Annotated in this window: 22 protein-coding genes; 12 read left to right on the top strand and 10 right to left on the bottom strand. The window is 44.4% G+C overall.

What is annotated here, in order from left to right:
* Positions 1-57: 57 nt before the first annotated feature.
* From QT996_RS24575 to bla, 5 genes are all read right to left on the bottom strand, one after another.
* A complete protein-coding gene (locus QT996_RS24575; RefSeq protein ID WP_333049751.1) occupies positions 58-327 on the bottom strand; it encodes a DNA/RNA non-specific endonuclease in 270 nt (89 codons plus the stop codon).
* 112 nt (positions 328-439) lie between these two features.
* Positions 440-601, bottom strand: a complete 162-nt coding sequence (locus QT996_RS24570; protein WP_333049749.1) for a hypothetical protein — start codon at positions 599-601, stop codon at positions 440-442.
* Positions 602-718: 117 nt separating this feature from the next.
* Entirely contained in the window at positions 719-970 is a 252-nt protein-coding gene (locus QT996_RS24565; protein WP_333049748.1) for a CopG family transcriptional regulator, read from the bottom strand.
* Positions 967-1557, bottom strand: a complete 591-nt coding sequence (locus tag QT996_RS24560; RefSeq protein WP_333049747.1) for a ParA family protein — start codon at positions 1555-1557, stop codon at positions 967-969. The genes QT996_RS24565 and QT996_RS24560 overlap by 4 nt, the downstream gene beginning before the upstream one ends.
* Before the next feature lie 507 nt (positions 1558-2064).
* Positions 2065-3030: a class A beta-lactamase, subclass A2 gene (bla, locus tag QT996_RS24555; RefSeq protein ID WP_333049746.1), complete on the bottom strand. Its 966-nt coding sequence runs from the start codon at positions 3028-3030 to the stop codon at positions 2065-2067.
* A gap of 625 nt (positions 3031-3655) precedes the next feature.
* Between bla and QT996_RS24550 the strand changes: the two genes are divergently transcribed.
* Positions 3656-4399, top strand: coding sequence for a hypothetical protein (locus tag QT996_RS24550; RefSeq protein WP_333049745.1), 744 nt, complete (start codon positions 3656-3658; stop codon positions 4397-4399).
* Positions 4400-4686: 287 nt separating this feature from the next.
* Here QT996_RS24550 and QT996_RS24545 read toward each other — a convergent pair whose 3' ends face one another.
* Positions 4687-5535 (bottom strand): arylamine N-acetyltransferase, encoded by an 849-nt coding sequence (locus QT996_RS24545; RefSeq protein WP_333049743.1) that lies wholly within the window; start codon positions 5533-5535, stop codon positions 4687-4689.
* 567 nt (positions 5536-6102) lie between these two features.
* On the opposite strand from QT996_RS24545, the gene QT996_RS24540 reads away from it, so the two are divergent.
* On the top strand, positions 6103-6363 hold the full coding sequence (locus QT996_RS24540; protein ID WP_333049742.1) for a hypothetical protein: 261 nt from the start codon (positions 6103-6105) through the stop codon (positions 6361-6363).
* On the opposite strand, the gene QT996_RS24535 is transcribed toward QT996_RS24540, so the two are convergent.
* On the bottom strand, positions 6311-7600 hold the full coding sequence (locus QT996_RS24535) for a transposase (RefSeq protein WP_333049740.1): 1290 nt from the start codon (positions 7598-7600) through the stop codon (positions 6311-6313). The genes QT996_RS24540 and QT996_RS24535 overlap by 53 nt on opposite strands.
* Before the next feature lie 647 nt (positions 7601-8247).
* On the opposite strand from QT996_RS24535, the gene QT996_RS24530 reads away from it, so the two are divergent.
* Both QT996_RS24530 and QT996_RS24525 read left to right on the top strand, forming a co-directional pair.
* On the top strand, positions 8248-8451 hold the full coding sequence (locus QT996_RS24530; RefSeq protein ID WP_333049738.1) for a hypothetical protein: 204 nt from the start codon (positions 8248-8250) through the stop codon (positions 8449-8451).
* 91 nt (positions 8452-8542) lie between these two features.
* Positions 8543-9022: a leucine-rich repeat domain-containing protein gene (locus tag QT996_RS24525; RefSeq protein WP_333049736.1), complete on the top strand. Its 480-nt coding sequence runs from the start codon at positions 8543-8545 to the stop codon at positions 9020-9022.
* Between the two features lie 118 nt (positions 9023-9140).
* On the opposite strand, the gene QT996_RS24520 is transcribed toward QT996_RS24525, so the two are convergent.
* The 3 genes from QT996_RS24520 to QT996_RS24510 form a co-directional block, all read right to left on the bottom strand.
* Entirely contained in the window at positions 9141-9506 is a 366-nt protein-coding gene (locus QT996_RS24520; RefSeq protein WP_333049734.1) for a hypothetical protein, read from the bottom strand.
* A 304-nt stretch (positions 9507-9810) separates the two neighbouring features.
* Positions 9811-10461, bottom strand: a complete 651-nt coding sequence (locus tag QT996_RS24515) for a hypothetical protein (RefSeq protein WP_333049732.1) — start codon at positions 10459-10461, stop codon at positions 9811-9813.
* A gap of 16 nt (positions 10462-10477) precedes the next feature.
* On the bottom strand, positions 10478-11368 hold the full coding sequence (locus tag QT996_RS24510) for a hypothetical protein (protein WP_333049730.1): 891 nt from the start codon (positions 11366-11368) through the stop codon (positions 10478-10480).
* A 272-nt stretch (positions 11369-11640) separates the two neighbouring features.
* Here QT996_RS24510 and QT996_RS24505 point away from each other — a divergent pair, with 272 nt between their 5' ends.
* The 8 genes from QT996_RS24505 (at position 11641) to QT996_RS24470 (ending at position 24724) form a co-directional block, all read left to right on the top strand.
* Positions 11641-12399, top strand: coding sequence for a phytochelatin synthase family protein (locus QT996_RS24505; protein ID WP_333049729.1), 759 nt, complete (start codon positions 11641-11643; stop codon positions 12397-12399).
* Positions 12400-12533: 134 nt separating this feature from the next.
* Complete coding sequence (locus QT996_RS24500; RefSeq protein WP_333049728.1) at positions 12534-12848, top strand: YciI family protein; 315 nt, start codon at positions 12534-12536, stop codon at positions 12846-12848.
* Positions 12849-13052: 204 nt separating this feature from the next.
* On the top strand, positions 13053-13319 hold the full coding sequence (locus QT996_RS24495) for a hypothetical protein (protein WP_333049726.1): 267 nt from the start codon (positions 13053-13055) through the stop codon (positions 13317-13319).
* 63 nt (positions 13320-13382) lie between these two features.
* The gene (locus QT996_RS24490; RefSeq protein WP_333049724.1) at positions 13383-13706 is read left to right on the top strand and encodes a tyrosine-type recombinase/integrase; all 324 of its coding nucleotides are present in this window, start codon (positions 13383-13385) and stop codon (positions 13704-13706) included.
* A gap of 335 nt (positions 13707-14041) precedes the next feature.
* The gene (locus QT996_RS24485; protein ID WP_333049723.1) at positions 14042-15292 is read left to right on the top strand and encodes a hypothetical protein; all 1251 of its coding nucleotides are present in this window, start codon (positions 14042-14044) and stop codon (positions 15290-15292) included.
* 129 nt (positions 15293-15421) lie between these two features.
* On the top strand, positions 15422-17755 hold the full coding sequence (locus tag QT996_RS24480; protein WP_333049722.1) for an NAD(P)-binding protein: 2334 nt from the start codon (positions 15422-15424) through the stop codon (positions 17753-17755).
* A 400-nt stretch (positions 17756-18155) separates the two neighbouring features.
* Entirely contained in the window at positions 18156-23723 is a 5568-nt protein-coding gene (locus tag QT996_RS24475; protein WP_333049720.1) for an AAA family ATPase, read from the top strand.
* Between the two features lie 296 nt (positions 23724-24019).
* Positions 24020-24724, top strand: coding sequence for a tyrosine-type recombinase/integrase (locus QT996_RS24470; protein WP_333049718.1), 705 nt, complete (start codon positions 24020-24022; stop codon positions 24722-24724).
* The last annotated feature ends 492 nt before the right edge of the window (positions 24725-25216 follow it).

Below are 25216 nucleotides of genomic sequence, written 5' to 3'. Positions count from 1 at the left end.
ATTCTCTCCCGGCGCGGTGGCTCTAGTTCTTCTGAAAGCCACCGTTCTCATCTTTAGTTAGTCTAAACTACAGTAAAAAGGTAGTGTGGTTATTCGCTTCGTTGCGGGTGCGATCTGCACTGGCTGCAATGTGTCCTCAGTCGTAACCGCTTCTCGTGTAATCGTTGGGGTGGGGCGGACTTTGTACCAAGCATCCGGCAGGGAATCATCGGGGCGGAAGTTGTGTTGGCGAGCGGCTGTTCCAATCCAAGAGCGGTTCAGTTGCCACGATACCCAATTGGCTGTCTTAGTTTTGCTGTTGTAGGAGAGCACAAACTGTGGCTTCATTATTAAATAGTGTCGATGCTGGCAACACTGGAAGCTGCATTGCTGGGATTGCCCAGGAGCAAGTTGCGGTTGTTAGTTGTCGAAGCCATCGGCGGCGGCGTTGTGGGTTTCTTCACTCTTGGTTTAGCGAGAAACTCGCGGCAGTGAAGATGGCGGGGCTGATGTCAGATTGCAGCCAGCCATCATCCCCAAAATTAAAGTGATCGCCCCCAACTGCCGTATTTTCTTCATGCTGCACCGCTCCCTTGCGAGTCCAGTGCCAGCTTACTAACATACGCACCCAACATTACACGAACTCAAGAATGCAGCGATTGACGGGAAAGGTAACTGCTGCAAATAAGAGAAAAAACTGGCAGCGCTCAAACATTCAAACATTCAAATGTTCAAATATTTAAATGTTTTTACTGGCACTAAGCTGCTGGAGGTATTGAGCGACCGATTTTTCAACCAGCTCGCTGATTTCTTCACCTGACTGTGCGGCAGCAGATTTGAGGTCGCGGTGCATTTGTTTGGGCAAATAAACCGTGGCCCTGACAAAGTTTGGGTCTTTGCTTTTGGGTAACGCCGGAGTTGGTGCAGGTTCGAGGTTAGGTTCGCCGGGTTTGAGTTTCTTGGCTTTTAACAAATCATCAAAGCGGCTCACGGCAATATCTCCTTGCCGACAGCGGCATAACAACCCCAAGCAGCTTTGGCGTAGGCATCTTTGACAGCACTTACGGGAACCCCGGCCAGCGCGGCTTTTTGAAATACTGCCAGTCGCCTGATCTCAGCTTTAAATATCGGCAACTGGGCTTTCTCGATCGTTCTGCGAGACTCAATCCCGACTTTGCTAGGAGCAGGTGGGATGAGCGTGAGCAAAATGCGGTAATTCGATTTTAGGGAATGCAGAGCTTCCACCATTTGCACCATCGCGGTGAGGGCCATCGCATCGGGAGAACTCGGCAAAATTAGCAAGTCACACCCTTCAGCTACAGTTTTGAGTTCGTCGGGGTCGGGTCTAGCCGGCGTGTCTATCACGATGTGCTCGTAATCTCTGGCAAAGCGAACCCCTTGCTTTTCATCCACCACTTTGAACGGGAGGGAACCCCGCGCAGCCCAATCCAAAGCGCTGCGGTTGAGGTCGCCGTCTACCAAAAGCGTGGGCGCTTTGGTTTGCAGGTAAGCGGCTAAGTGCAGCGCTGTAGTTGTCTTGCCGACTCCGCCCTTGAATGAGGCGATTGTCACGATCATAGGTTTATCGATACGTTGATTAACTCAACTTTACCTCTTAATCATCTAAATGTCTAGATATTTGAATGTTTGAATGTTTAAAATGATGCTGTATCTTGCCAGTTATAGGGCGGATTGGCTCGGCTAATTAACGATAACAACGTAGCGCTCGGTTACGAGTGATTGGAGGCGGTGGATCTTCCCAAAAATCCAGCAGTTGCTGCACTGCAAGAGTTTGCCCCTATTCGCTCTCTCGAAGGTGCGATACTGTCGCGGGTCGCATCACCTGCGGTTGATTTAATCATCTAAACGTTTAGATGTCTGAGTGAGTAATTTAAGATTTATGCAACTGGTACCTGGCGATATAAACCAGAGCAAAGAGAATGCGTTACTTTGTGTAGAAGGGCATTGATCACTAAAAATGTGCTTAACGTCCAGTGGCATCAAAGGTTTAGGAATCACAAAAGTTCTTTATGAGTTCCACTATAAAAGAGAGCGATCCACCGTTAACACCTTCGCCTTCAGCAACTATTTGCTCCATTCGTCCCATGCTGCCTTCGCCACTTTTGCGATGACTTCCTCGCGTACCGCATCGTTTGCCCCAGAATCTGAAACAAAAACTGCTATCGCCAGATGCCGTCCATTGGGGAGCGTCACGAGTCCAACATCATTGGTTGCAGCCGTCACTCCATTTACAGTAGACGAAGTACCCGTTTTGTGAGCCACAACCGTCCCGTCAGGCAACAGCCCTTTAATGCGCTTTGGGCCTGTAGTTGTCTCTGTCATCAATTGCAGCAATAAAGCTTGACTAGATTTGGAAAGTCCTTTTCCCTCATGAAAGGCGCGCAACAAAACGATGGTGGCATCAGGTGTCGCATAGTTACGATACTGCACTGCTGTGTCTTGCCCAAGCTCTTTCTCCGTGTTAGCAACGACGATATCGTTGACGCTAAGACCCCGCAAATACTCCGTGACAATTATTGGTTCCCCGAGTTGTCGTAACAGCACATCAGAAGCCGTATTATCACTTTCAGAAACCATGTACCTCAATAGTTCAGCCAGACTGAATTCCCTTCCCTGCGATTTCTCGTCGAGAATCCGACTACCCTGGACGACATCACTGGCTTCAACACGAATTTTCTGGTCTAGCTTCAGTTTTCCTTGGTCTACTTGAGCCAAAACAGCCATTGCAATAGGAAATTTGTAAACGCTTTGCATTGGAAATTGCTTATTTCCATTCAGAGTGACTGACTCTCCGGTTTCTAGAACTGTGGCTTTCACTCCAACACGCCCTTGAGCTACTTGAGAAATTTGTTCGATCCGATCGCGTAATTCATTTGTGCGATCGGCGTTGGATATTGTGATACCGCTCGGTGCACTTGTCTCCTTGTTGGGAGCGTCTTCTCTATTACTGGAGTTAACGCTCGTGCAACCAAGAGCCAGTAATAACAAGCAAAATGTATAAAGCCAAGCTTTTTTACTCGCTGGAATCATGTCAATAGTTCTCGGTTAGGGTGAAGCCGTATTAAGGATAGAAAAAGTTAGGGGTGAGGTTTTAAGGGGTACAGCCGAGATACCTGCATTCCGAGGACGTGATTTTAAAAAACGTAACAAATAAGTCGCGACTTTGCTTTCGAGGAAGCTTGCAAGCACAAAAGCATCCTAAATTAGCTGACTATTCAACCAAGTTTGAGAAGGCCGAGTAGTAGTTATACTCTGCCTCGTACAGACCCTCAAAGCGGAAATCTTTTACTGCTAAACATTTCATGCTTTGCTACTTCAAGTCATTTTGTCTTATATTTGCAAAACTTTACGTCATGTCCTCGGAATGCGCGTATCTCGGCTGTAGCCCGACTCCGTTTCAACTTGATTGACTTTGTTAAGATTCAAACTTGATTATAGGTTTGAGTTCGGTTCACAGATATAAAGTCTATTGGCGGTTTTTTGTCAAGTACAATTTATACCAAATTAGATGAACTTACCCTGTTTAGTAAGGAATTTCGCCAATGCGTCAAGCCGGAAAAAACCTAGACGGGAAATTAGCAAAAAAAGGGGGTGTGGGAACAGTTGCTATATAATTAAATTTAACTACTCACTTTTTATTTACCGGAGAATCGAGATGAAAGACCTTCTTAGTATAATTGAGAAAAAGAATCAGGAATTCGCTCAATTGCCGTTTTTCGAGTATATGAAAGATGAAAGTGTTGAACCTCGGCAAAAACTGGCATTTGCGCCAGTGATTACCCCACTGGCATTGGAGTTTAGCGAGCTATGTAAGCGGGTTTTGCGACAAGAACCCACGACAAATAAAATTCAAGAAATCGTCAATAAGCACACTTATGAAGAACATTTCCACTGGCAATGGCTGCTGGAAGACATGGAGAAGATGGGCATAAATTATTCAATGCCCTTCAGCGATGTTGTACGATTCATTTGGAGTGAGCATACCAAAATATCTCGCTCCATCCTTCCTCTGTTTGAGCGCTACACTTACCAAGCCGATCCTATCATAAAGTTGGTGGCGATTGAGGTTTCTGAAGTTACAGCAAATGTTTTCTTCCAGGCAACCAATCCGGTGGCCATGCAACTGCAAGCTATGACTGGTCATGAGTTACGCTATTTTGGTATGTATCACAATCATATTGAAAATACCCATACGCTCCATACTCCAGCCTCTTTGCAAGCTATTAGAGACATTGAAATCTCAGAAAATATTCGTCAACAAGCGATGGAGTTGATTGATGTCGCCTTTAACTATTTTACAGAACTGGTCAATGAATTTTTGGTTTACATAAAAACTCATTCCTATGAAAATCCGTTTGGCAAGACGGCTCTTTCAGAGCGATCACTGAACGCCGTCTAATTTATCGCCATTAGTCAGTTGTTGTAGTGAGAGTAGAGGGGATAACGCTTCTCTTCTACTATCCTTTTACAGTTAATTCCAAATCGCTTGAGAACTAAAAATCCGGTGGCACCCTTAATTTAAAATCTAAAATCTAAAACCGTTTTATTGTTACTGAGGAAACAAATTAGCGACGCAGCGTTTAGTCCTACGTTGCCCTACCAACACATGGTTGTAGGGGGTGTAGATATAGATTAACGAGGAAAGAATGGTATGTTACATTGATTAACCATTAACCGAGAGAATCGTTAGGTTATCGCACGCGATCGCTCAATTAATTGTTGTAACATCCGATCGATCTCAGTGATTGCTCCCAGGTTGAGACAAAAAACATTCTCAAGGGTAGCACGTAACTCTGCAACCGTTGAAAGGACACGATGTTCTGTTCGACCGTCAAAATAATGCACCGTAAACTGATTATTCCACAAGGCATAACGACAATTTGAATCCGGTTTTGCAACCATCAAGTTAGTAACAAAAATCGAGTTTGGATGAGTTGAAACATACCAATTACTCACCTCATAATCGGGTAATTCTTGCTCCTGAAGGTCGAATTTGTAAAGGAATTTCCACTCCTGCTTGATATATGCTTGCATAATGTAGCTGCGCTTCACTGCGATCAATCGAAATGGTTCGTGGGATGTAGGTTGTTCAATATCCGGTATCAAAGCGAGCGGCGCGGTAAGCGTTAATCCTCCGAATCCCACATCTGCAATGTATGGCTCTCCATCAATATTGACCCCCAGCACCATATGACTGCGGGGTGCGATCGTCCCGGATGGCAAATTCCACAGCACACGAGCTGCTAGATTTGTTACCTGAAAGCCAAGAGCCAGCAAAACAGCCCGCAACAATGAATTTTGCTCAAAACAATAGCCACCCCGTCCCTCGTTGATTAGTTTTTGTTGCAAGGATGCTAAATCCAGCTTCACAGGTTGTTTCAGGAGTGAATTGAGGTTTTCAAAGGCGATAGTTTGGGAATGTCGCTGATGAATTGCCTGTAACGTTGTCAGCCTGGGCGAGCAGTCACCGCTATAGCCAATTCGTTGAAAATAGGAATCAAGGTCGATCTCAGTCAGCCGCTGTTGCAATTGCATATTTTATTATCAGAGTCAATGCTGAGTTTCTTCATGGGGAACAATTAATCATTACGCATCCAACGTTCCTTCGTGTTTAGCATCGGAAAAATCTATGATTTCGCTCGCTCCTTCACGTCGAATCATCCGCTTCCCCTGCAGATCGCTCCTTTCATCCCATCAAGTAAATCGGTAATGTCTCTTTGGTCGGGGCCGCGATTATCGCATACACCATCAAGGTGTTTAAATTTTTGTGTCTGCTGAGTTTCTGCACTTTTCTTACATTCCCCTCTGTTGCGCCCCGTGCAGCCGTGATAACACTGTGTCGGATGCGGTGAGGGAACATCTGCTACTGGCGTTGCTTAATCAGGGTATGAAAAAAATAACTTGGAAATCCCGAAGTTTTGTGGATACTGGTTTCTCTGACTTGCATATTTAGCCCTTCATACCCTAAATCAGCAACGCCACCTTTCGCTTCAAATCAATTCTACAGTTTCACGCTTGCATCGCCCACTGTCTCGGGCTATACCTGTGCTGACATAACGCATCTTTGCTAATCTCAAAGTTAGTTCTTTACCGCAATTGCTCATGGGTAGCCAATCTACAGCCAAAACTATCTTTCTGGTCGCCTCTATGGTGGGCTGGCTTATCGTTGGTGCATCTTTGATGTATCTTTTTCCGGTCGTCGCAGATTGGTTAATATCCTCCGATCGCACCCATCTATGGATGCAGACCCTCAGCCGTAGCGGTTACAATCCTATGCTGGCTTGGGTAGGAGGAGGCATCACTCTGGTTATTACCGTGTCGGGGTATATCCTCTGGCATCAGAGGTTTGAAGGCAAGATTTAGAGCGATGTTGACACTCCTCGACTATCAGGTACGAGGATTCTTGGTTCACAGGGATTCCAACGAATTTACCCTCACCAAGCATCTTGACCGTATGCCCTACGGCTGCAAGCCCTCTAATTAAAACTACTTGTGCTGCTGCAACATCTCTGTCTGTTGTATACCCACAGCTAGAACAAGAATGGGTTCGCTCCGACAGTTCTTTCTTGCCTGTCTCCACACCACAATTAGGACAAATTTGACTTGTTTTATGAGCACTTACTTTCTGAAAACACACACCATGCTTAAAACAGGTTTGCTGCAAGATAGTAAAGAATTGCCCCCAACTAGCATCTAAACAGTGCTTACCGAGCATTGCTCTAGACAAACCAATCAAGTTCAAATCTTCAACAAATATCATTCCTGCATCTTCGCAAAGTTGGTGTGCCAGTTTCCAGTGCCAGTCTTTGCGACAGTTGGCTATATATTCGTGCAGCTTGGCAACTTTCTTCTGAGCTTTTTTTCGGTTATTCGAGCCTAACTTCTTTCGACTGACGCGCTGTTGCAGCAATTTAAGCTTGCGTTCAGCGTCAACGAAAAACTTTTGGCGCTTTACTAGAAGACCGTTGGAAGTCGCTATGAAATTAGTTAGACCAACGTCAATACCCAAAGCTTCGCCGTGAGGCATAACCGTCGGTACAGAAACGTCCCATTGCAGGGTTAGCATTACATACCAACCGCTAGCTTTCTTGACAATTCGAGCTTGCTTGATTGTTGCACCATCAGGAATGGGACGCGATTGATGGAATTTCACCCAACCAATCTTGGGTAGTTTCACCCTCTCGCCTTGAACTGGATTGACGCCCATTTCTGGAAACACAAAAGAACGCATTCCACCAATTTTTTTAAAGCGCGGAAATCCGTGTTTCTGTTCCCACATACTGACAAATGCTTTCTCAAGCCTTCGCAATGTTTGCTGCAAGACGTGGACTTGAACCGCACCGAGAGCAGGAATGTTTGCCCTGGCTGCGGTTAAGTTTTTGCACTGACTTGCGTAAGTCGGTCGCTTTGTTTCCGCAGGGATGATGAATTCAGAACGGATAGAGCAAGCGTTAACTTGACAGCTACGAGATTGAAACCAATGTTTGCGTTCAGCTAGCGCGTAATTGTAGACGCGACGGCATTGCTCTAGCCAATCTTCAAAGATGGCTGTTTGCACCGCTGTTGGTTTCAGTTTAAATTCGTAGGTTAAGTTAAACATTTGCTCTGTCCTTCCTATCCTAATTATAGAAGTTTGGCTAAACGCAAATGCGATTACTCACAATTCTTAATTAAAGCCGTCCTAGAAGGACGGGGCTTGTATCCCATTTTCTTGGTCACAGATCGATTTTGGAGCGATCGAGTTCTGAGTTCAAAGAAGTGTGGGAGGCCTTTGCGGCGAGGCGTAAAAAAAGCCTCCCAAGACGACTATCAGAATTTTAGATATTTATGAGTGCTGGTTTGATATACAGTGCTTACTTTTTGGAAAACAGCGAGTGCTATATTTCTGAAACTTTGGGCTGCTGTAAAGCAAGATAGTATTAATGAATCTGAATTGGCAACAGTTATTAAATTCTCAGTGATTTAGTCTTTAAGTTTCTGCTAGATTGCCTTTAGGTCTTAATAAGAGGATGGATAGTAGATATTGAAAGCTTAAATTTTATTACAATATGCTTTCCAGCTTATCTACGTTACCTTAAGTCTTTTCTCATTTGATAAAAATTAGGCGTAATAACCTCCCATGTTTTCACCGGGTTTGAGGGCTATGTCCTTGATTTTATAAAGCTTTTGATAGGGTTGTCACCGCGTCAGCTACCAAACAAAAATTATTGTCATCACAATGAAATGAATCCTACCGAGACAAAGAATATGACGCGAGACGAAGCAATGCGACGAATTGACCGGGCAGCCCAGGAAAATTGGACGAAACTGAATTTGTCGGGGCTGGACTTGGAGGAAGTACCCTCGGAAATTGGCAAATGTACGCAGCTTGAGACGTTCGTGTTAATGGAATCCCAGTTCATGCCATTCCAAGAAAAAGGGAAAGAAAGGGAAAAACGGCTAACTAAGTAAGTCGGCGCTGTAAAACGCAACTATGTAAACGATCGTAAAGTATCCAAATGCCCGACCCCAGAACTCGTCAGCCCTGTTTACATAATGTTACATGGTTCTGTTTAATCCGGCCTACCTACTTAAGTTTCCTGATGCTGTTCTTCAATTAACCAACTTAAAAATACTTAACCTCTATGGCAATGAGATAACCGAAAGCCCAGAATTTATAGGGCAACTGTCCAATCTTACACTGCTTGAACTCGGTCTGAATCAGATTACCTCCATCCGAGAAAACATTAGGCAACTGTCCAATCTTACACTGCTCTACCTCTGGCGCAATCAAATAACTAAAATCCCAGAAACCCTAGGGCAAATGTCCAATCTTATACAGATTGAGCTCAGTCACAATCAAATAACCAAAGTCCCAGATGCAATCGGGCAACTGTCGGATCTGACACGCCTCTACCTCGCTAACAATCAAATAACCGAAATACCAGATGTACTCAAGCAAATGTCGAATCAAATCAAGGTTGATTTAGATGACAATCCAATTATCCCAATCCCAAAGGCTATTGAGCTGCTAGCCGATTAGACACAGTAACCTGATAGCATTGACTTTATTCAACAAATCCGCATATCCTGACCCAGGGCTTAACACTTCTATAGATTCATCAGTATCTAAGCATTTCCCCGCCTAACCTTACTCCTCACTAGCTAGAAAAACCCATTGGATGGAAACCAGAGCGAGACGATGAATTCAGCCCCTTAAGAATTTCTCGAACTTTTACAAAATCTTCTTTGTCCAAAATCTCTACATGAGTCTCGATTCTGAAAATATCATCAAGTCTTTCTTTGTCATTTTCTATAACTTTTAATATCTTCACAACCTTACTTGCAAACGAAAAGCATTCGTCATCGTAGTGAAGAATCAGCTCAATGTCATCCCCTACTTGTAAGCCCAGATTAAAATTGTACTTAGCAACTTGCATCGACAAATTGACTTTTTCTTTTTCTACGTCTTTTTCTACGTCTTTTTCTTCAAGAAGAGAAGGAATCATTACAAAATACTGAAACATACAGCTCGCTCCTAAATATATTAAAATAGTTTAGCTATGAATTTATTTCCTTTCATAGTATTTAAAATTTATTTAATTATTTACGCCAGGAAAAATTATAGAGAATAAGAGTTTTATTTTTATCAACTCTACGGGTAGCACTTCCAAGCCTTAGATAGGAAAAGTTGCGTTTCCCCGCCTAGATTTTTAGTGGCACACCCGCTCTGTAACGCCAGAAATTGTAGAATTAGGTGCTGAGTTTTGGCACGGGTTTTGACAATCTTAGGGTCGCAGGCTTAACAAACCCTCAACCTGCTGAAAATTCTCACGGGTTGGGTCGAACGCAGCGATCGCCCCCATCGGGAAATTTTTCGTTCAAACTCTGATCGAAATAATACTGACACCAAAATTCTGCTACCTCCAACAACATGGGTACTGATTCAGCCACGATACCTGAACCCGATTGCAATCCATAGCCTTCTACATATTCTCTAGCTAGTTTATAAGTCCAATAGGGAAAATCTGTCTCTACGAAACACCGCAGTGCATACTCTAGCTTGAGTAAATCTCCGCTACGGACAAAGCGCACCGTTGCCCACCTAAAATTACGGTAGTCATCCCCTTGCAAGCCATCAATGTCTCTCAATAAGTTTCTGAGAGATTGCCTGCTTTCGTAACTAGGACTTTCTAAGTAACTTTGCATCAGTGAGATTGCTTCATCCACTAATTGTTTTTGCTGTTCCCATTCTTCATCCGTGAAATGTTCGGGACAATTCGCCCGCTCCATCTGTTGCTGCACCAGTCGAGCAATGTAGAGCCCAAACTTTTCGGCAGCAATTTCATCAACGCACAGACTTTTGATACTTGTCAGCCTGGTTATCGGTATGGCAAATCGAGCTTTTTCAACTTCTCGGGTGGTTTGAATCCATTTTTTGATTTTCTTAGCAATAGCAAGCTGTTGTTTGTTTTGTTTCATTCTCAATTGCCCACGCTTAATATCCTGATTGAAGCAACGCTCCAGAGAGCAAATCTGTTAGTTGGAGTGTAACAGCCCACTGGTTTAAGTAAGCGATATCGAGTCGTTCCCCTTGCACCTTCAAAACTCCCAACACATCCCTCCACTGCTTTTGGGAACCGCCCGGAATTAGTTTGTACCAACTGAGTTTTTGCAGGACGATATCTTCAGGCGAGTAGATGTAGATTCCCTCCTCTGTTAAGCCACTAACAGGGTAAAGTTGGCGTCGCCTCATCACCGAAGCCGAAAAAGGGTCATAGCTGCTCATCACAAAAATGTCTGCTTTCTCCATAGAAGGCAAATAGATGACATTGAACGATGATTCGCGGGGTGCTGTTCTTGACTTGGTAATCGCTTCAGTCACAGCCGACTCGCTGATGTAAAACTCGCCTGACATGGCATCAATTAGTCTCTGTGCTGTTCCCGCTTCCAAATCAATTACTAAGTCCAAGTCTTGCGTAGATCTGTTTTCTCCCAACAGCGAACTTGCCACCGAACCTCCCACCACATAGGGAATCTTCAGCGGTAGCAAGATCCTGGCTATTTTTTGCGCTAATTCGATCGGATCTGCAATCACGAGTTCACCCCAATCTTTACTGTCAGATAAAACTTCTATCCACTCAGCACCCAAGCACCTTTTAATAAATTCTTGCCGAACTTTTGCCTCAGTAGCATTGGGATACTGGTTCTCTATTCCCAATATTGCCAACCTTCGCACCGCTTGATTGAAAGCGCAAGTCCGTTGTACTTTTTGTTGGTGCGTTAACTGTCGCAATAGCTGAAACATCAGCACATCCGCCTCGATGCTGGTATCGATAGATTGTGGCTTGTATCCTGACTTGACGGTGACTGTTGGTATTGGCGGCATGATGCAATCTTGCTCCCAAGCAGAGATTTCAAAATTATATTACATAATCTATGTTTCTCAGACCGCTTTATAAAAATGATATTTTTCCTGAATTATAATGAAATTATAACAATGAAAAGACTTGCTATAATGATGTCAAAACCAAAGGCGATAGTTACGTTACCAGACCTACTAACCAGATGGCAAGGTTTAGACGTTGTAATGTTTAATTATCCAACGACCAATTCTGACTAAGCTTTTTTTACACAATTGTTCGGGAGAAAGATGAAGATATGGACTTAAATCAAACGTCTAGCAATCACCGATGGCGAGGGCGACTAATAAAAGCTGGAGGGGGTATTCTACTAATCTTTGGCACAGGTTTAAGCGTTTTTACCTGGAAAGCCTTCTCGCCACCTTCTGTTGACCGACAACCACTTCCCCAAACTTTGGTTTCTTTAGAATCACCCGAAGGACAACAGCTACTGAACCAGAGCAAGAGCAAACAAGATTTTCAACCGCTGAGCACCCACATTGAAACTCAAAAACGTCCAGCATATTGTGGTGTGGCTAGCAGTGTGACGGTTCTGAATGCACTCGGCAGCAAAAAACAGGGATATCGCACCCTAACCCAAGACACCTTTTTTGACGGTCAAACCCAGAATATCCGTTCTTCTTATGCCGTCACTTTTTCGGGGATGACTCTGGATGAATTAGCAACCTTACTGAGAAGTCACAACGTCAAAGTTGAGGTCTACTATGCGTCGGAGACAACACTTAACCAATTTCGCGCTCAAGCTAAAGCCAACCTTAGCCGTTCCGGCGATTATATAATCGTGAACTACCAACGCTCTGTTTTGGGTCAGGGTAAAAGCGGGCATATTTCTCCCCTCGCTGCCTATCACGAGCAAAGCGATCGGTTTTTGATTGAAGACGTAGCCAGTTATAAATATCCGCCTGTATGGACTTCTACTGAAAATCTTTGGAAAGCGATGAATACTACTGATTCAGCTTCTAAAAAGACACGCGGATATCTAATTGTGCATCAGTAAAAGACCGAATTAGGTATTGCATAGGCTCCGCTTCAATAACTTACCAAAAAATGCCAATAATGCGGGTGCGGTCAGAAGTAATTGAAGCATCATGCTATCTTTGATTTGAACTTTCTCAGTTTGGGAAAAGCATTATGTCTAAACTTTTTGCCATTGTTGTAGCAACCATTCCAGAGTATTACTACTACAAAAACGCTCATCCAGAACACGACCTCAATCAGCTAGCTTGGTTTCGCGAGCAACAGGAGAAAGAAATACTGCTGTGTTGTGGCCCGTTTTTTCCCCATGATGGAACGGGGCTTTGGGTGATTCAGGCAGAAAATGTGGAAGAAGCTCAAAAGATTGTTAACAGCAGTCCCCGCGCCCTGGATGGTATGTTAGCAGAATCTACCAGAGTAGTGGAGTGGCAGGTGCATATTGGGTGCGAGCGTTTTGGGGATAGTAAATAGGCAGGGGCTATATATGTTATTCCCACCACTATTGCATACCGCCTAACTAAATATTGACCCGAAAAAGCGCGGTGCAAAGACATATCTCTTCCTATCAGCCGCAGGGCTTGTATCATTAACCAAACCTATCAACCCCCCGGAGCGATCGCACGAACCAAACCCTTCACCCCGCTCACCCGCCGCATTAAGAAATACCCCCGACGGATGCTGCAGTGCAGTATTTGCGGCAAACTTTTGCTTGGTCGGGTGGAGTATACACCAAGCATCAAGATAGAATGGCACTGGCAAGCCGAAATATTCACGCACCCGGAAATCGAACTGCTGTTCAACAAAGGTTTGCAGACCTCTCGCGAGCGCACGCTTTTCGGCGTTTGCCTTGACACCGCCTGCCGGATTGCCGAAGCGTGCAGCTTGAAAGTCATCGATGTCTTTACCCCGGCGAATGTCATCCGCTCCGAAATGATTAAATGATTATCCGCTTTCGTCAACACCAAAGGCAAGCTCGGCACCCGCACTATCCCGATCATTCAAGAGTTGAGGCTGCTGTTAGAAACCTACAAACATCCCGAACACCCCTACCTATTCCCCAGCCGCCACCTCAATCACCGCTGGAAACACACGAACCCGGAAGCCGCCTCTCACCTGTTCCCAGAAGCCTGCGAACGAGTTGGCATCATCGGCGCTTCCACCTACAGCCTCAGAAGGTCGGCACTTACTCAAATGAGCAACGCGGGTATTCCATTGCGGATTATTCAAGAAATCAGCGGCCACCGCAACGCCAGAACAGTTCCAGCGCTACGAAAGAGGTTAGGCAGAACAAGTCAGAGGAGCGATCTCTTCACTTTCCATGCTTTCTAACACTGGAAAACGCTCATTACCGCGTTGGCAACGGTCTGCTAGTTTATGACGATCGCCCCCAACCGCGGCGATCGCTCCATCTCCGCCTACCAGTGCAGTAGTAATGCAGCAAGTTTGACCGACTCCGCTGTCGGGTCAGATATACACCACATGGATCATCCCAACAATCACATGAAGTATAGGTGGGCCGTGAGCTCAGTTTGCTTTCTTGATCGCTCGATAAAGAGTTTGTGATTGAGGAAATTAGCATTAATTCAGAGCGAACAGATCGGTATTTGTGATATGACTGAAATATAAAAAGTTTGCAAGCTAACTCACAATGAGGTTATGAAGCAATGAATGTTAACAGCGCCGCTCAACTTCTGCAAACAGGCTTTCGCACAGCACTAGGAGCAAGCAGCGCGATCGCGGAACTGCTCAATAACCCGCAAAAATTAGTAGACATCCTCGCAAAACCGCCGCGTTCGCCAGATCAGATCCTCCAAGACCTTGCTGCTAGAGGCGAAAGCATAGAACAAGAAGCACATAAATTTGGTGAGACATTTTTATCGGGCGGCAGTAATCATTCAAAACCTCCACAATATATTGAACGAGCTAACGAGCAATGTTTTCTACAACCCTACGATATCAAAGGTACAAACCTCTATGGATTTGTCTTAGAAAGTTCTTTGCACCAATTACAGAATTTGTGCGACAAATACCTCAATAATTTAACCAGCGGACAAGTCGAGTACCGCCCAGCCACAAACTATATCATACTAACCTTTGGAACTATAGAGTCCCTGGCTTCTAGAGAAAAGCCCGACCGAGATCGCGGTTATATTGACGAGCAGGAAGTTGTGATTTGGATGTTGACTATGGTCGGGAAACAATGTGGCCCAGTCTTTAAAATAGACCGTTTTGCTTGGTTCGTCCCCTACATATTTGTCAGCAACTCACCGGCTTTAGTTTCAGGTCGCGAGGTTTACGGCATACCGAAGGAAATTGGTGGCTTCAAAATTCCGCCAATTAATAATCACTTGCAAGAACCCTTCAGTTTGCACACTTATACGTGGAAAACTTTAACGGCCCAAACAGAAGCAAAATGGGAACAGCTAATCAGAGTATCGTCCAAAAATGTAGAGAGCAAAAACCAATTACCTAAAAATTGGGCGAGTTATTCCGAAGCAGTAACTAACATCACGCAGTTACTTTTCGCGAAGGACGGCATCATTGAAGTTCCCGGCTTGTGGCTGCCGCTGAATTTGTTAGAATACTTGCTCAATGCAGAAATTCCTGTAGTCATGCTCAAGCAGTTTCGCGATGAAGAAAACGGGAAACAAGCTTGCTATCAAGCTATCGTAGAAATTCCCATGAAAGTGTCAAAATTTCACGCAGGGCAACTCCTAAGTTTTGATTCTTTGGGTTCTCAGTTCGATGTGACAATCTACGATTTTGCCAGCCACCCCATCGTCAAAGAACTGGGACTTTATAAAGGCAGCCTACAAACAGAACAATCAGTAAACATACAACCCAAGCTTGCTTTCTGGCTCAACTTTGATTTCACAGTCGAAAACGGTACTACGGTTTGGAAAGCGCATTCTTAGGCTAACCTTTTGTGAGTCAGCTTGTAAAAAAGTGGGCGATAACTTGCCATTATTGCATAACAGCACTGGCTCGCCACTTCCATTTTGAAAGATATACTTTTGAAAGTAGATAATCTACTTAATAAACACATGGCTTCAGCACCCAAACTCAAAAAAATTGCCATCTTGGGAGGGGGAGTAGCCTCCCTAACTACTGCTTTTGAACTCACCAGCCAGCCGGGATGGAATGCCCTCTACGATATTACCGTGTACCAACAGGGCTGGCGTTTAGGTGGTAAGGGTGCATCAGGACGCAGTGTGGAGCCGAACCCCCCCTACCACGAACCTACCTACCGCATAGAAGAACATGGATTGCACATTTTCTTCGGATTCTACGAGAATGCTTTTCGATTGATGAAGCAGTGCTACGACGAATTAGGAGAAGATGGCCCATTTTTGAGCATAGAAGATGCCTTCAAGCCTCACAGTCTCATAGTTCTCGAAGAATATATTAACGGTCGCTGGGTTCAGTGGCCGTTCAACTTTCCCACGAATAGATTGCTTCCTTGGGAAGGAGGAGGCTATTTCTCGATGTGGGAGCATATCTGCTCCCTGCTCAAATTGATGCACGATGGATTTGAAGGTTCAAACTCTTTAAAATCTCAGTGTTCAGTTAACAGATTATCCAGTAATCAGCAAATCCCGAACTGGTTAGAACTTCTTGCCAAACAGATAGATATTGGCGGGGAAACTCTTAAACTCACCTCAGAAATCGCACCGCTTCACCTTCCCGACCAACTGGTGCAGTTACTTCTCAAAGAACCAGCCCGCTGGTGTCAGTGGTTGGAAAATGCTATGAAACAGATAGGAACTACCTTAGACACTATTGATTTAACATCAGAAGGAACATTTCTCGCTCTGGCCTACAAGTTAGCCAAATCCATGCCGGACGATACCCGCACTCATCGCCCCGAACACCACAGGATCATTCTTAAGCTTTTAGAGCAATTTATGCAGCGCTTGAAAAGCTCTATCGAGGCCGAACTTGAGCAAGATGACGATACATTTCGGATTTTAGTTTTGTTAGATTTAGCATTTGCCAACATTCGGGGATTATTTGTAGATGAAGTAATTTATTCTGGTTCTTTAGAATCTTTAGACGAGTATGACTATAGAGAGTGGCTGCAAAAACACGGGGCCGGGGAAACCAGCATCAATTCAGCATTTATCCGCGTTTTGTATGACCTTGTTTATGCCTTTCCAGGGGGGAACGTTCATCAGCCCAGACTAGCAGCAGGAACAGCAATCCGCATCTTAACAACCGTAATTTTCCAGTACAGCGGGGCGATTATGTGGAAAATGCAAGCTGGTATGGGAGATACGATTTTCGCCCCGCTTTATAAAGTGCTAAAACGTCGGGGTGTCAAGTTTGAGTTTTTCCACCGCGTGAAACAGTTGCACCTTGACGATTCGCAGCAGTCGATCGCTAGCATTTCTTTGGGACGCCAGGTTAATCTCAAAGAACCAGCTCGGGAATACGAGCCGCTGATTAAAGTTAAGAGGCTCCTCTGCTGGCCGAGCAAACCCCGCTACGAGCAAATTGTAGAAGGTGAAGAACTCCAGCAACAGCAGGTAAATTTGGAGTCTTTTTGGAGTCCCTGGCAAGATAAGGAAACCCCAGTCACTCTCAATGTTGGAGAAGATTTTGACTTGGTAATTCTCGGCATTTCTCTAGGAGCTTTACCCTTTATCTGCGGCGATTTGATTAATGCTGAAAAAAATCCTGCTCATCAAAAATGGGCTAATATGGTGAATCAAATCGAAACAGTTCCAACTCAAGGCGGACAGTTGTGGCTTAAATCTAATTTACAGCAGTTGGGGTGGAGGGGGGGCAGTCCTGTGGTCGGTTCTTATGTAGAACCCCTCGATACTTATGCCGATATGAGTGATTTGATCCAGCGCGAAAATTGGTCTTCTGAACATTATCCCTACAATCTTGCTTATTTTACAGGCGTAATAGCAGACTCAGGAATTCCTCCTAGCAGCGATCGCGATTTCCCCAAAAGGGAACAGGAGAAAGTGGAACAACAGGCGATCAACTTCCTCGAAAACCAAATTGGCAACCTGTGGCCTAAAGCCACCACCCCAGAAAATCCTCAAGGGTTAAATTGGGATTTGCTTGTCGATCTAAAAAACCAGCAGGGACAGAAACGTTTCTATTCCCAATATTGGCGAGTCAACATCGATCCTTCAGAGCGTTACGTGCTTTCTGTTCCCGGAAGTACAAAATATCGGCTCAAAACCGATGAATCAGGCTTCGCTAACCTCTACTTGACGGGCGACTGGATCGACAACGGTTACAATTCCGGCTGTGTCGAAGCAACCGTTATGTCAGCTATGCAGGCTGCCCGTGCTATTTTAAAACAAATTTTTGAGATTGAGTATGCAAAACAAATTATTGGTGAGAGGGATGCTTGGTTCTGACACCTGTGTCAGGGTGCAACAGCAATGAATTTACAGCGCTCGAAGCGAAAAAAAAGCTAACACCGAAACGGAATAATATCTTTAATTCCCGAGCTATACTTCAGACAGAAAAGAGATTGCGATCGGCAGAATTGGGGTCAGAGGTACGTTGTTGCGCTTGTGCGCTCTTCTCAGACCCCGCCCAACAACGTACCTCTCCAGATTCTGCGGGGGCTATCGCCTCCGCAACAGTCCGCAGTATTGCCCGATAAGAGTGAATAATTTAAACAGGGCTTACCTCGAACAGCAGAAGGCTCAGCCTTTTGTAGGGGCAAGTCCCCTCTGGTTGCCCCCTGCCTGCGGTGATGTTGCGTAAATTCTGTTAAAGCCACTATAAACGAATTATTAATCACCAAAAAATATGCTAAAACTTCCGGGCTACACAAATTTTCAAAAAATTAATGAAGGCGTGAAAACAGTTGTTTATCGGGGGCTGAAGCTTCAGAACCAACAGCCTGTTATTGTTAAGCTACTAAGTTCTAAGTATCCACATCCTATTGATGTTACTAATTTAAAGTATCAATATGAAATCGCGAAAAACTTGAACATCCCAGGAGTTGTTAAGTGCTTGGGGCTGGAAAGATACCAAAACAGCTTCGCCTTAATTATGGAAGATTTTGGCGCTCAATCTTTAAATTACATCCTTGCTTCTCTCAAGAACGATTTTATCGGCTTTCTCCGAATAGCAATTCAGTTAGCACAAACTTTAGGGCAACTCCACAAACACCAGATCGTTCATAAAGATATTAAGCCGCCAAATATTATCGTCCATACTGCAACTTTGGTGGTTAAAATTATAGATTTTAGCATTTCTTCTCGCCTGGGCAGAGAAAACCAAACAATTAACAATCCTAATTGTCTGGAAGGCACGCTAGCCTATATATCCCCAGAGCAAACGGGCCGGATGAATCGGTCGATTGACTATCGTACAGACTTTTACTCCTTGGGTGCAACCTTTTATGAAATGCTGACAGGTTCTCTACCTTTTGCAGCTACTGACCCAATGGAATTGGTTCACTGCCATTTAGCAAAGCAACCAGTTCCGCCGATTCAGTTAAATCCAGAAATTCCCCAAGCAATTTCTGACATCACGCTCAAATTATTAGCCAAAACAGCAGAAGAGCGGTATCAAACTGCTGAGGGACTAAAAGCCGATCTAGAAAATTGCCTAACTCAGCTACAGGAATTCGGCACAATTTCACCATTCATTATAGGGTCTAAAGATTTATCCGGTCAACTGCTGATCCCGCAGAAGCTCTACGGCAGGGAAGAAGAGGTAGCTGTATTAATGGAAGCGTTTGAACGAACCAGCCTCGGCACAGCCGAAATGATGCTGGTCAGCGGTTATTCGGGAATTGGTAAATCTTGCTTAGTAAATGAAGTTCACAAACCTGTTGCAGCCAAGCGGGGGTATTTTATTGCTGGTAAATTTGACCAGTTTAAGCGCAATATTCCTTACGCTTCGCTGATTCAAGCTTTCCAGTCACTCTTGCGACAGCTATTAACAGAAGATTCTGAGAAAATAGCTGTTTGGAAAGAGAAGATTTTAACGGCACTGAGTCAAAATGGTTCTCTAATTATTAATGTTATCCCCGAACTTGAACTGATTGTCGGTCATCAGCCAGAAGTACCACAACTGAGTTCCTATGAATCCCAAAACCGCTTTAATCGCGTTTTTCAACAGTTCTTCAAAGTCTTTTGTCAACCCGAACACCCCCTCGTTCTTTTCCTAGACGACTTGCAGTGGGCTGATTCAGCATCCCTCAAATTAATCCAACTGCTGATGAGCGATCGCGACAGCCAATATCTGTTAACGATCGGAGCTTATCGGGATAACGAAGTCAATCCAGCTCATCCCTTGATTCAGACATTAGAAAAGATTCGAGAAAGTGGGGCTGCCATCAATAATATTACTGTTAAACCTTTACAGCTAAACCATGTCAGGCAGCTAATTGCAGACACGCTCAACGAATCTCCCGAAGCTAGCCGTATAAAATCTTTCTCAGAACTGCTTTTCAATAAAACCCAAGGCAATCCCTTCTTCTTGACTCAACTGCTGAAAGTGCTGGATTCCGAACGACTGCTAACTTACGACACTTTTATCGGTATTTGGCAGTGGGATATCGAACTTATTCAAACCATTGGTATTGCGGATTGCAATATCGTTGAACTGATAGCAAAGAATATTCTAAAGCTACCAGAATCAACGCAAAAAGTCTTAAAATTGGCGGCTTGCATCGGCAGCACTTTTAATTTAAGCGTTTTGGCAATTGTGAATGAAGAGTCAGAATCAGTTACTGCTTCAGGCTTGTGGCCGGCACTTCAGTCTGGTTTAATTTTGCCTCTAAGTGGAAACTACAAAATCCCGCTAGCTTTTCAACAGGATGAACTAGGAGAACTTATTCTCAGCGATTCCAGGGTAGACTATAAGTTTTTGCACGATCGCGTGCAGCAAGCCGCTTATTCTTTGATTCCTGAATCCGAGCGAAAATCGACTCACCTGAGCATTGGCAAACTTTTGCTGCAAAATACCAGCCCTGAAGACAGAAAAGAAAATATCTTTGCTCTGGTAAATCAACTTAATTTTAGCACTGACTTAATAGTTGGGCAAGTAGAAAAAGATGAACTAGCTTTCCTAAATCTAATTGCCGGTCAGAAAGCAAAGGCAGCGACAGCTTACGAAGCTGCTGCCAGGTATCTAAATATTGGTTTGGAACTCCTGGCTGCTAATAGCTGGCAGAGTCAGTATGAATTGACTCTCAACCTCCATGTAGAAGCAGTAGAAACAGAATTTTTAAACACCAATTTTAAGCAGTCTGAACTACTAGGGGAAGCTGTTTTACAAGAGGCAAAAACCCTACTTGATAAGGTAAAAGTATATGAGCTCAAAATTCAATCTTATGTCGCTCAGAACCAGCTCATTAAAGCTATTGATACGGGTTGGGAAATATTGTCCATGCTGGGGGTTTCTCCCAAATTGCTAGAAGCCGGGAATGCCTCAGTAAAATTGCCTTCGCTGACAGATTTGGAAAATGTTCCCGAAATGAACGCTCCTGATAAGCTGGCGGCGATGCGGCTGCTGGTGACTATCTCAGCTCCCGCTTCTATTGCCAAGCCTGAGATGGTTTTGCAGATCGTATTGACTCAAATTAATCTCTGTATTGAAAACGGTCATTCAGCGCTAGCAGCTTACGCTTACAGCATTTATGGCTTGCTCCTATGTGCAGCACTTGGAGATTTAGAGGCAGGATATTATTCCGGTCAGATAGCTTTGAAGCTATTAGAGCAATTTAATGCTAAAGAACTCACAGCTAAAGTATACACTCTGTTTAACGTTACTATCAGACATTGGAAAGAACACGCTAGGGAAACAATAGATGCTTTGCAAGAAGGGGTTCAAAGTGGTCTGGATACTGGAGATGTAGAATATGCTGGCTATTGTGCTTTGAACTCTTGCGCTCATATATTTTTAATTGGCAACTACCTAGAATCTGTAGAGTCGCGCCAAGCTCATTATCTCGATTTACTGCTGAAACTAAAACAAGAATTTGGACTCTACTACATTAAGATATGGAGGCAGCTAGTTTTGAATCTTTCCCGACCTACTGCTGACAAATGTTGCTTAATTGGTGAGAGCTTTGATGAAGTAAAAATGCTGCCGATTTTAGAAACAGCAAATAACCAGATATCCCTTTTTGCTGCCTATCTTGCTAAAGCAATTCTATCTTACTTATTTAAAGAGTTTGCTGCTGCTATTGAAAATGCTTCAATCGCTGAAAAATATAAAGCATCCGCACCCGGACACATGACGGTTGCCGTTCACAACTTCTACTATTCGCTAGCTCTTCTGGCTCAGTATCCCCATGTACGAGCTCCGGCTGAATCTGGGAGGGAGAGCGAGCAACAAGAAGCTCTGGCTATTGTGGAGTTGAATCAAGAAAAAATGAAGGGCTGGGCTTACCATGCTCCGGCTAATTATCAGCATAAATACGATCTGGTTGAGGCAGAAATAGCGCGGGTGAAAGGCCAAAATTGGGAAGCGATGGAGTATTACGATCTTGCCATCGCGGGAGCTAAAAAACAGGGGTACGTTCAAGAGGAAGCTTTAGCTTACGAACTTGCGGCTGAATTTTATTTAGGGGCTTCAAGAGAGGAGATCGGTCAGACTTACATGGCATCAGCATACTACGGCTACGCTCGGTGGGGAGCGAAGACTAAGGTTGCAGATTTGGAGTCAAGATATCCTCCGCTTCTTTCTCTGATATCTGCTGCTAATAACGCCAGCTTTGAGAAAACTACCTCTACGGAAACTACAAATTTTACAAATACTACAAGAGGTAATTCTTTCCTCGATTTAGCAACAGTAATGAAGGCTTCGCAAGTTTTAGCGGGCGAAGTTGTTTTGAGTAAATTGCTAGAAAAATTGCTAAAAATTCTGATGGAGAACGCTGGCGCCCAAAGCGGTTTTTTAATTTTAGCAAAAAATGGCAACTTGTTAATAGAAGCGTCTGGTTCTGTTGAACGAGATCGGATCGTAGTACAGCAGTCGCTTCCAATCGCTTTCAGTCAGAATTTGCCATTGTCTCTAATAAATTATGTAGTCCGAACGAAAAGAGATGTTGTTTTAGATGATGGCGGGAGGGATGAACTCTTCAAAAATGATATTTACTTTGTCAAAAACAATACTAAGTCTGTTTTATGTACGCCTATTATTAATCAAGGTACTTTAATTGCTGTGCTTTATTTAGAAAATAATCTGGCAGCGGGTGTTTTCACAGCAGAAAGGCAGGAAGTTTTAAAGCTTCTTTCTACTCAAGCTGCGATTTCTTTAGAAAACGCTTTTCTCTATAAAAATTTGTCGGCAGCTAATGAAAAATTGCAGGAGTACAGCCAGACTTTAGAGGCGAAAGTGCAAGATAGAACGCGGGAAGTTACAGAAAAAAACGCGCTCCTACAGCAAGAAATTAGCGAGCGAATCTCTACTGAATCAGCTTTGAGGCAGTCAGAAGTGCAGTTAAAAGAACAAGCAGTTCAGCTAGAAATTGCTCTGATCGAATTGCAGCAGACTCAGGCTCAAATGATTCAAACTGAAAAAATGTCAAGTTTGGGACAGCTAGTTGCAGGAATTGCTCATGAAATTAATAATCCGATTAATTTCATTTATGGCAATCTTACTCACGCAACTGAATATATGCAATATTTGCTGCAAATAATCAATATTTACGAGCGGACATACCCGAATCTTACTCCGGAATTGGCAGCAGTAACAGAAGAAATTGAACTTGATTTCCTCAAACAAGACTTGCTGCAAATTCTGAAGTCGATGAATGTTGGAGCCGAGCGCATCCGCAATATTGTGATAGGTTTGCGGAATTTTTCGCGCCTTGCAGAGAGCGAGATGAAGCGGGTTGACATTCACGAAGGGATTGAGAGCACGCTGCTGATTTTGCAGCACCGCCTGAACTCAGCGGTAAAGCTGGGGGATGGAGATGATAGCGGCGACGAGGGAGGCATTGCGAGCAGAGAAATCCAAGTTGTTAAAGAATACGGGAACCTGCCTTTAGTCGAGTGTTCTGCTGGAGAACTCAATCAGGTGTTTATGAATATTCTAGGCAATGCGATCGATGCGCTGGTACAGTTGGATAACCAGCATTGTCCAACGCCTGCGATTCGGATTCGCACAGAGGTAAAAGGCACTAGCGCGATCGTCTCAATTGCAGACAACGGACTTGGAATGAGTGAATCAGTCCGCGTTAGGGTATTCGATCCCTTTTTTACAACTAAGCCTGTAGGTTCGGGCACTGGTCTGGGCTTGTCTGTTTCGCACTCAATTATCGTACAAAAACACGGCGGCAAGCTAACGTGCATTTCAGCACTGAGGCGGGGAGCTGAATTTGTTTTGGAGATTCCGCTATCACAGGGTATATAGACGTTATGCAGTACATGATTTAGTTGAGTTTTGAGTCCAATTTGGATATAGAACAGTAACAGCAGGTTGTCAACCAATTTTAGAAGTGCATCCGACCCATTTAGTATCATTAATCCTACTACTTTCTTAAGCTAATTGCTCCGATAAATGTGACCTTTGCACCTTTACCGCGTTAGCTGGGTCAGCTAATTTATGACGATCGCCCTCAGCCGCCTCGTTAAGAAATACCCCAGAACGGTGCAGCAATGTAGCAAGTATGCAAGACTCTCTGGTATCGGGTCGAGTATACACCAAGCATGAAGATAGAACGGCACGGGCAAGCCAAAATACTCACGCAACAGGAAATCGAACTGCTGTTTAACAAAGGTTTGCTAACCGAGCGCGATCGCACCCTCTTCGGGGTTTGTCTCTACACCGCCTGTCGGATTGCCGAAGCTTGTTCCCTGGAAGTCATCGATATTTACACTGCCAGAGGTACAGTCCGACCTACAATCAACTTCCGCAAGGGCAACACCAAAGGCCAACTCCAAACCAGAACGATTCCGGTCATTGAAGATTTGCGAAGTCTCCTGACATCTTGGAAACCTAACGCGGGTCAGACTTATTTATTCCCCGGCCGCCACCGTTCGCACCACTGGAAGCATTTGCACCCCGACTCAGCGGACAAGATTTTGAGAGAAGCGTTCGATCGCGCCGCCATCGAGGGAGCCTCCACCCACAGCTTTAGGAGAACGGCTCTCACCCAGATGAGCAACGCCGGAATTCCGCTGCGGATCATTCAAGAAATCAGCGGTCACAACAACCTCGAACAGTTGCAGAAATACTTAGAAGTGAAGCCGGATCAAGTCAAAGGAGCGATCGCGAGTCTTTCCATGCTTTCCTACACCGGAAAAGATACATTTCCCGGTCTAGAGCATGAATTGCGCGCTGTGCCGTTACCGAAAGAGCAACTGTCACAAGCCCCATCCGACTCGGAGCCTGAAGAAATTCCCGACTGGTGATTGGCTGACAGCAAAAAAAAACGAATGCTCCAGCAGCATCTGGGTATGAAGTGCTATACCATCCGTTTAACGGCTCTTATACTGTTCCAGAGGCGAGGAGTGTCCAAAGCCTTAAATTGGTTTACCGCATCATCTCCAACCGAGACTTGAACACTCTCGTTACACCGTCCAAGTTCTTTAAAGGTCTTAAGCCCATAAAACACAAGCTCCTAGATCGATCAGAGGAGTTTTTGTTTGTATATTGTCGAGCGGCAGTGAGGCGACAAATATCTTAGCCACCTGGGCGTTTAACAAGCGAATAGGGGATGGAATCGGTGTGGTGGCAGTGAGTGTTTTGAGAGTACAGAAAAGTTGTCAGGGAAAAAAGCCCTGAAGACTGCATAGAATAAAGTCATCATCATCACCGTCGAAAAACAGAGGTCAAGCCCTCGGTCTATTAGTACGCCTCAGCTTCATCCCTCTCAGGACTTCCACTTAACGCCTATCAACGGG

Origin of the sequence: Microcoleus sp. S13C4 (assembly GCF_036700865.1) — a bacterium.
In the GTDB taxonomy this organism is placed as follows: domain Bacteria; phylum Cyanobacteriota; class Cyanobacteriia; order Cyanobacteriales; family Microcoleaceae; genus Microcoleus.
Note: the sequence above shows the minus strand (reverse complement) of the source record. Positions and strands in the feature narration are given on the sequence as shown.

Coding starts and splice junctions, on each gene's coding strand:
- QT996_RS24575 (WP_333049751.1), bottom strand. CDS start 327: ATGAAGCCACAGTTTGTGCTCTCCTACAACAGCAAAACTAAGACAGCC.
- QT996_RS24570 (WP_333049749.1), bottom strand. CDS start 601: ATGTTAGTAAGCTGGCACTGGACTCGCAAGGGAGCGGTGCAGCATGAA.
- QT996_RS24560 (WP_333049747.1), bottom strand. CDS start 1,557: ATGATCGTGACAATCGCCTCATTCAAGGGCGGAGTCGGCAAGACAACT.
- bla (WP_333049746.1), bottom strand. CDS start 3,030: ATGATTCCAGCGAGTAAAAAAGCTTGGCTTTATACATTTTGCTTGTTA.
- QT996_RS24550 (WP_333049745.1), top strand. CDS start 3,656: ATGAAAGACCTTCTTAGTATAATTGAGAAAAAGAATCAGGAATTCGCT.
- QT996_RS24545 (WP_333049743.1), bottom strand. CDS start 5,535: ATGCAATTGCAACAGCGGCTGACTGAGATCGACCTTGATTCCTATTTT.
- QT996_RS24540 (WP_333049742.1), top strand. CDS start 6,103: ATGGGTAGCCAATCTACAGCCAAAACTATCTTTCTGGTCGCCTCTATG.
- QT996_RS24535 (WP_333049740.1), bottom strand. CDS start 7,600: ATGTTTAACTTAACCTACGAATTTAAACTGAAACCAACAGCGGTGCAA.
- QT996_RS24530 (WP_333049738.1), top strand. CDS start 8,248: ATGACGCGAGACGAAGCAATGCGACGAATTGACCGGGCAGCCCAGGAA.
- QT996_RS24525 (WP_333049736.1), top strand. CDS start 8,543: ATGGTTCTGTTTAATCCGGCCTACCTACTTAAGTTTCCTGATGCTGTT.
- QT996_RS24520 (WP_333049734.1), bottom strand. CDS start 9,506: ATGTTTCAGTATTTTGTAATGATTCCTTCTCTTCTTGAAGAAAAAGAC.
- QT996_RS24515 (WP_333049732.1), bottom strand. CDS start 10,461: ATGAAACAAAACAAACAACAGCTTGCTATTGCTAAGAAAATCAAAAAA.
- QT996_RS24510 (WP_333049730.1), bottom strand. CDS start 11,368: ATGCCGCCAATACCAACAGTCACCGTCAAGTCAGGATACAAGCCACAA.
- QT996_RS24505 (WP_333049729.1), top strand. CDS start 11,641: ATGGACTTAAATCAAACGTCTAGCAATCACCGATGGCGAGGGCGACTA.
- QT996_RS24500 (WP_333049728.1), top strand. CDS start 12,534: ATGTCTAAACTTTTTGCCATTGTTGTAGCAACCATTCCAGAGTATTAC.
- QT996_RS24495 (WP_333049726.1), top strand. CDS start 13,053: ATGCTGCAGTGCAGTATTTGCGGCAAACTTTTGCTTGGTCGGGTGGAG.
- QT996_RS24485 (WP_333049723.1), top strand. CDS start 14,042: ATGAATGTTAACAGCGCCGCTCAACTTCTGCAAACAGGCTTTCGCACA.
- QT996_RS24480 (WP_333049722.1), top strand. CDS start 15,422: ATGGCTTCAGCACCCAAACTCAAAAAAATTGCCATCTTGGGAGGGGGA.
- QT996_RS24475 (WP_333049720.1), top strand. CDS start 18,156: ATGCTAAAACTTCCGGGCTACACAAATTTTCAAAAAATTAATGAAGGC.
- QT996_RS24470 (WP_333049718.1), top strand. CDS start 24,020: ATGAAGATAGAACGGCACGGGCAAGCCAAAATACTCACGCAACAGGAA.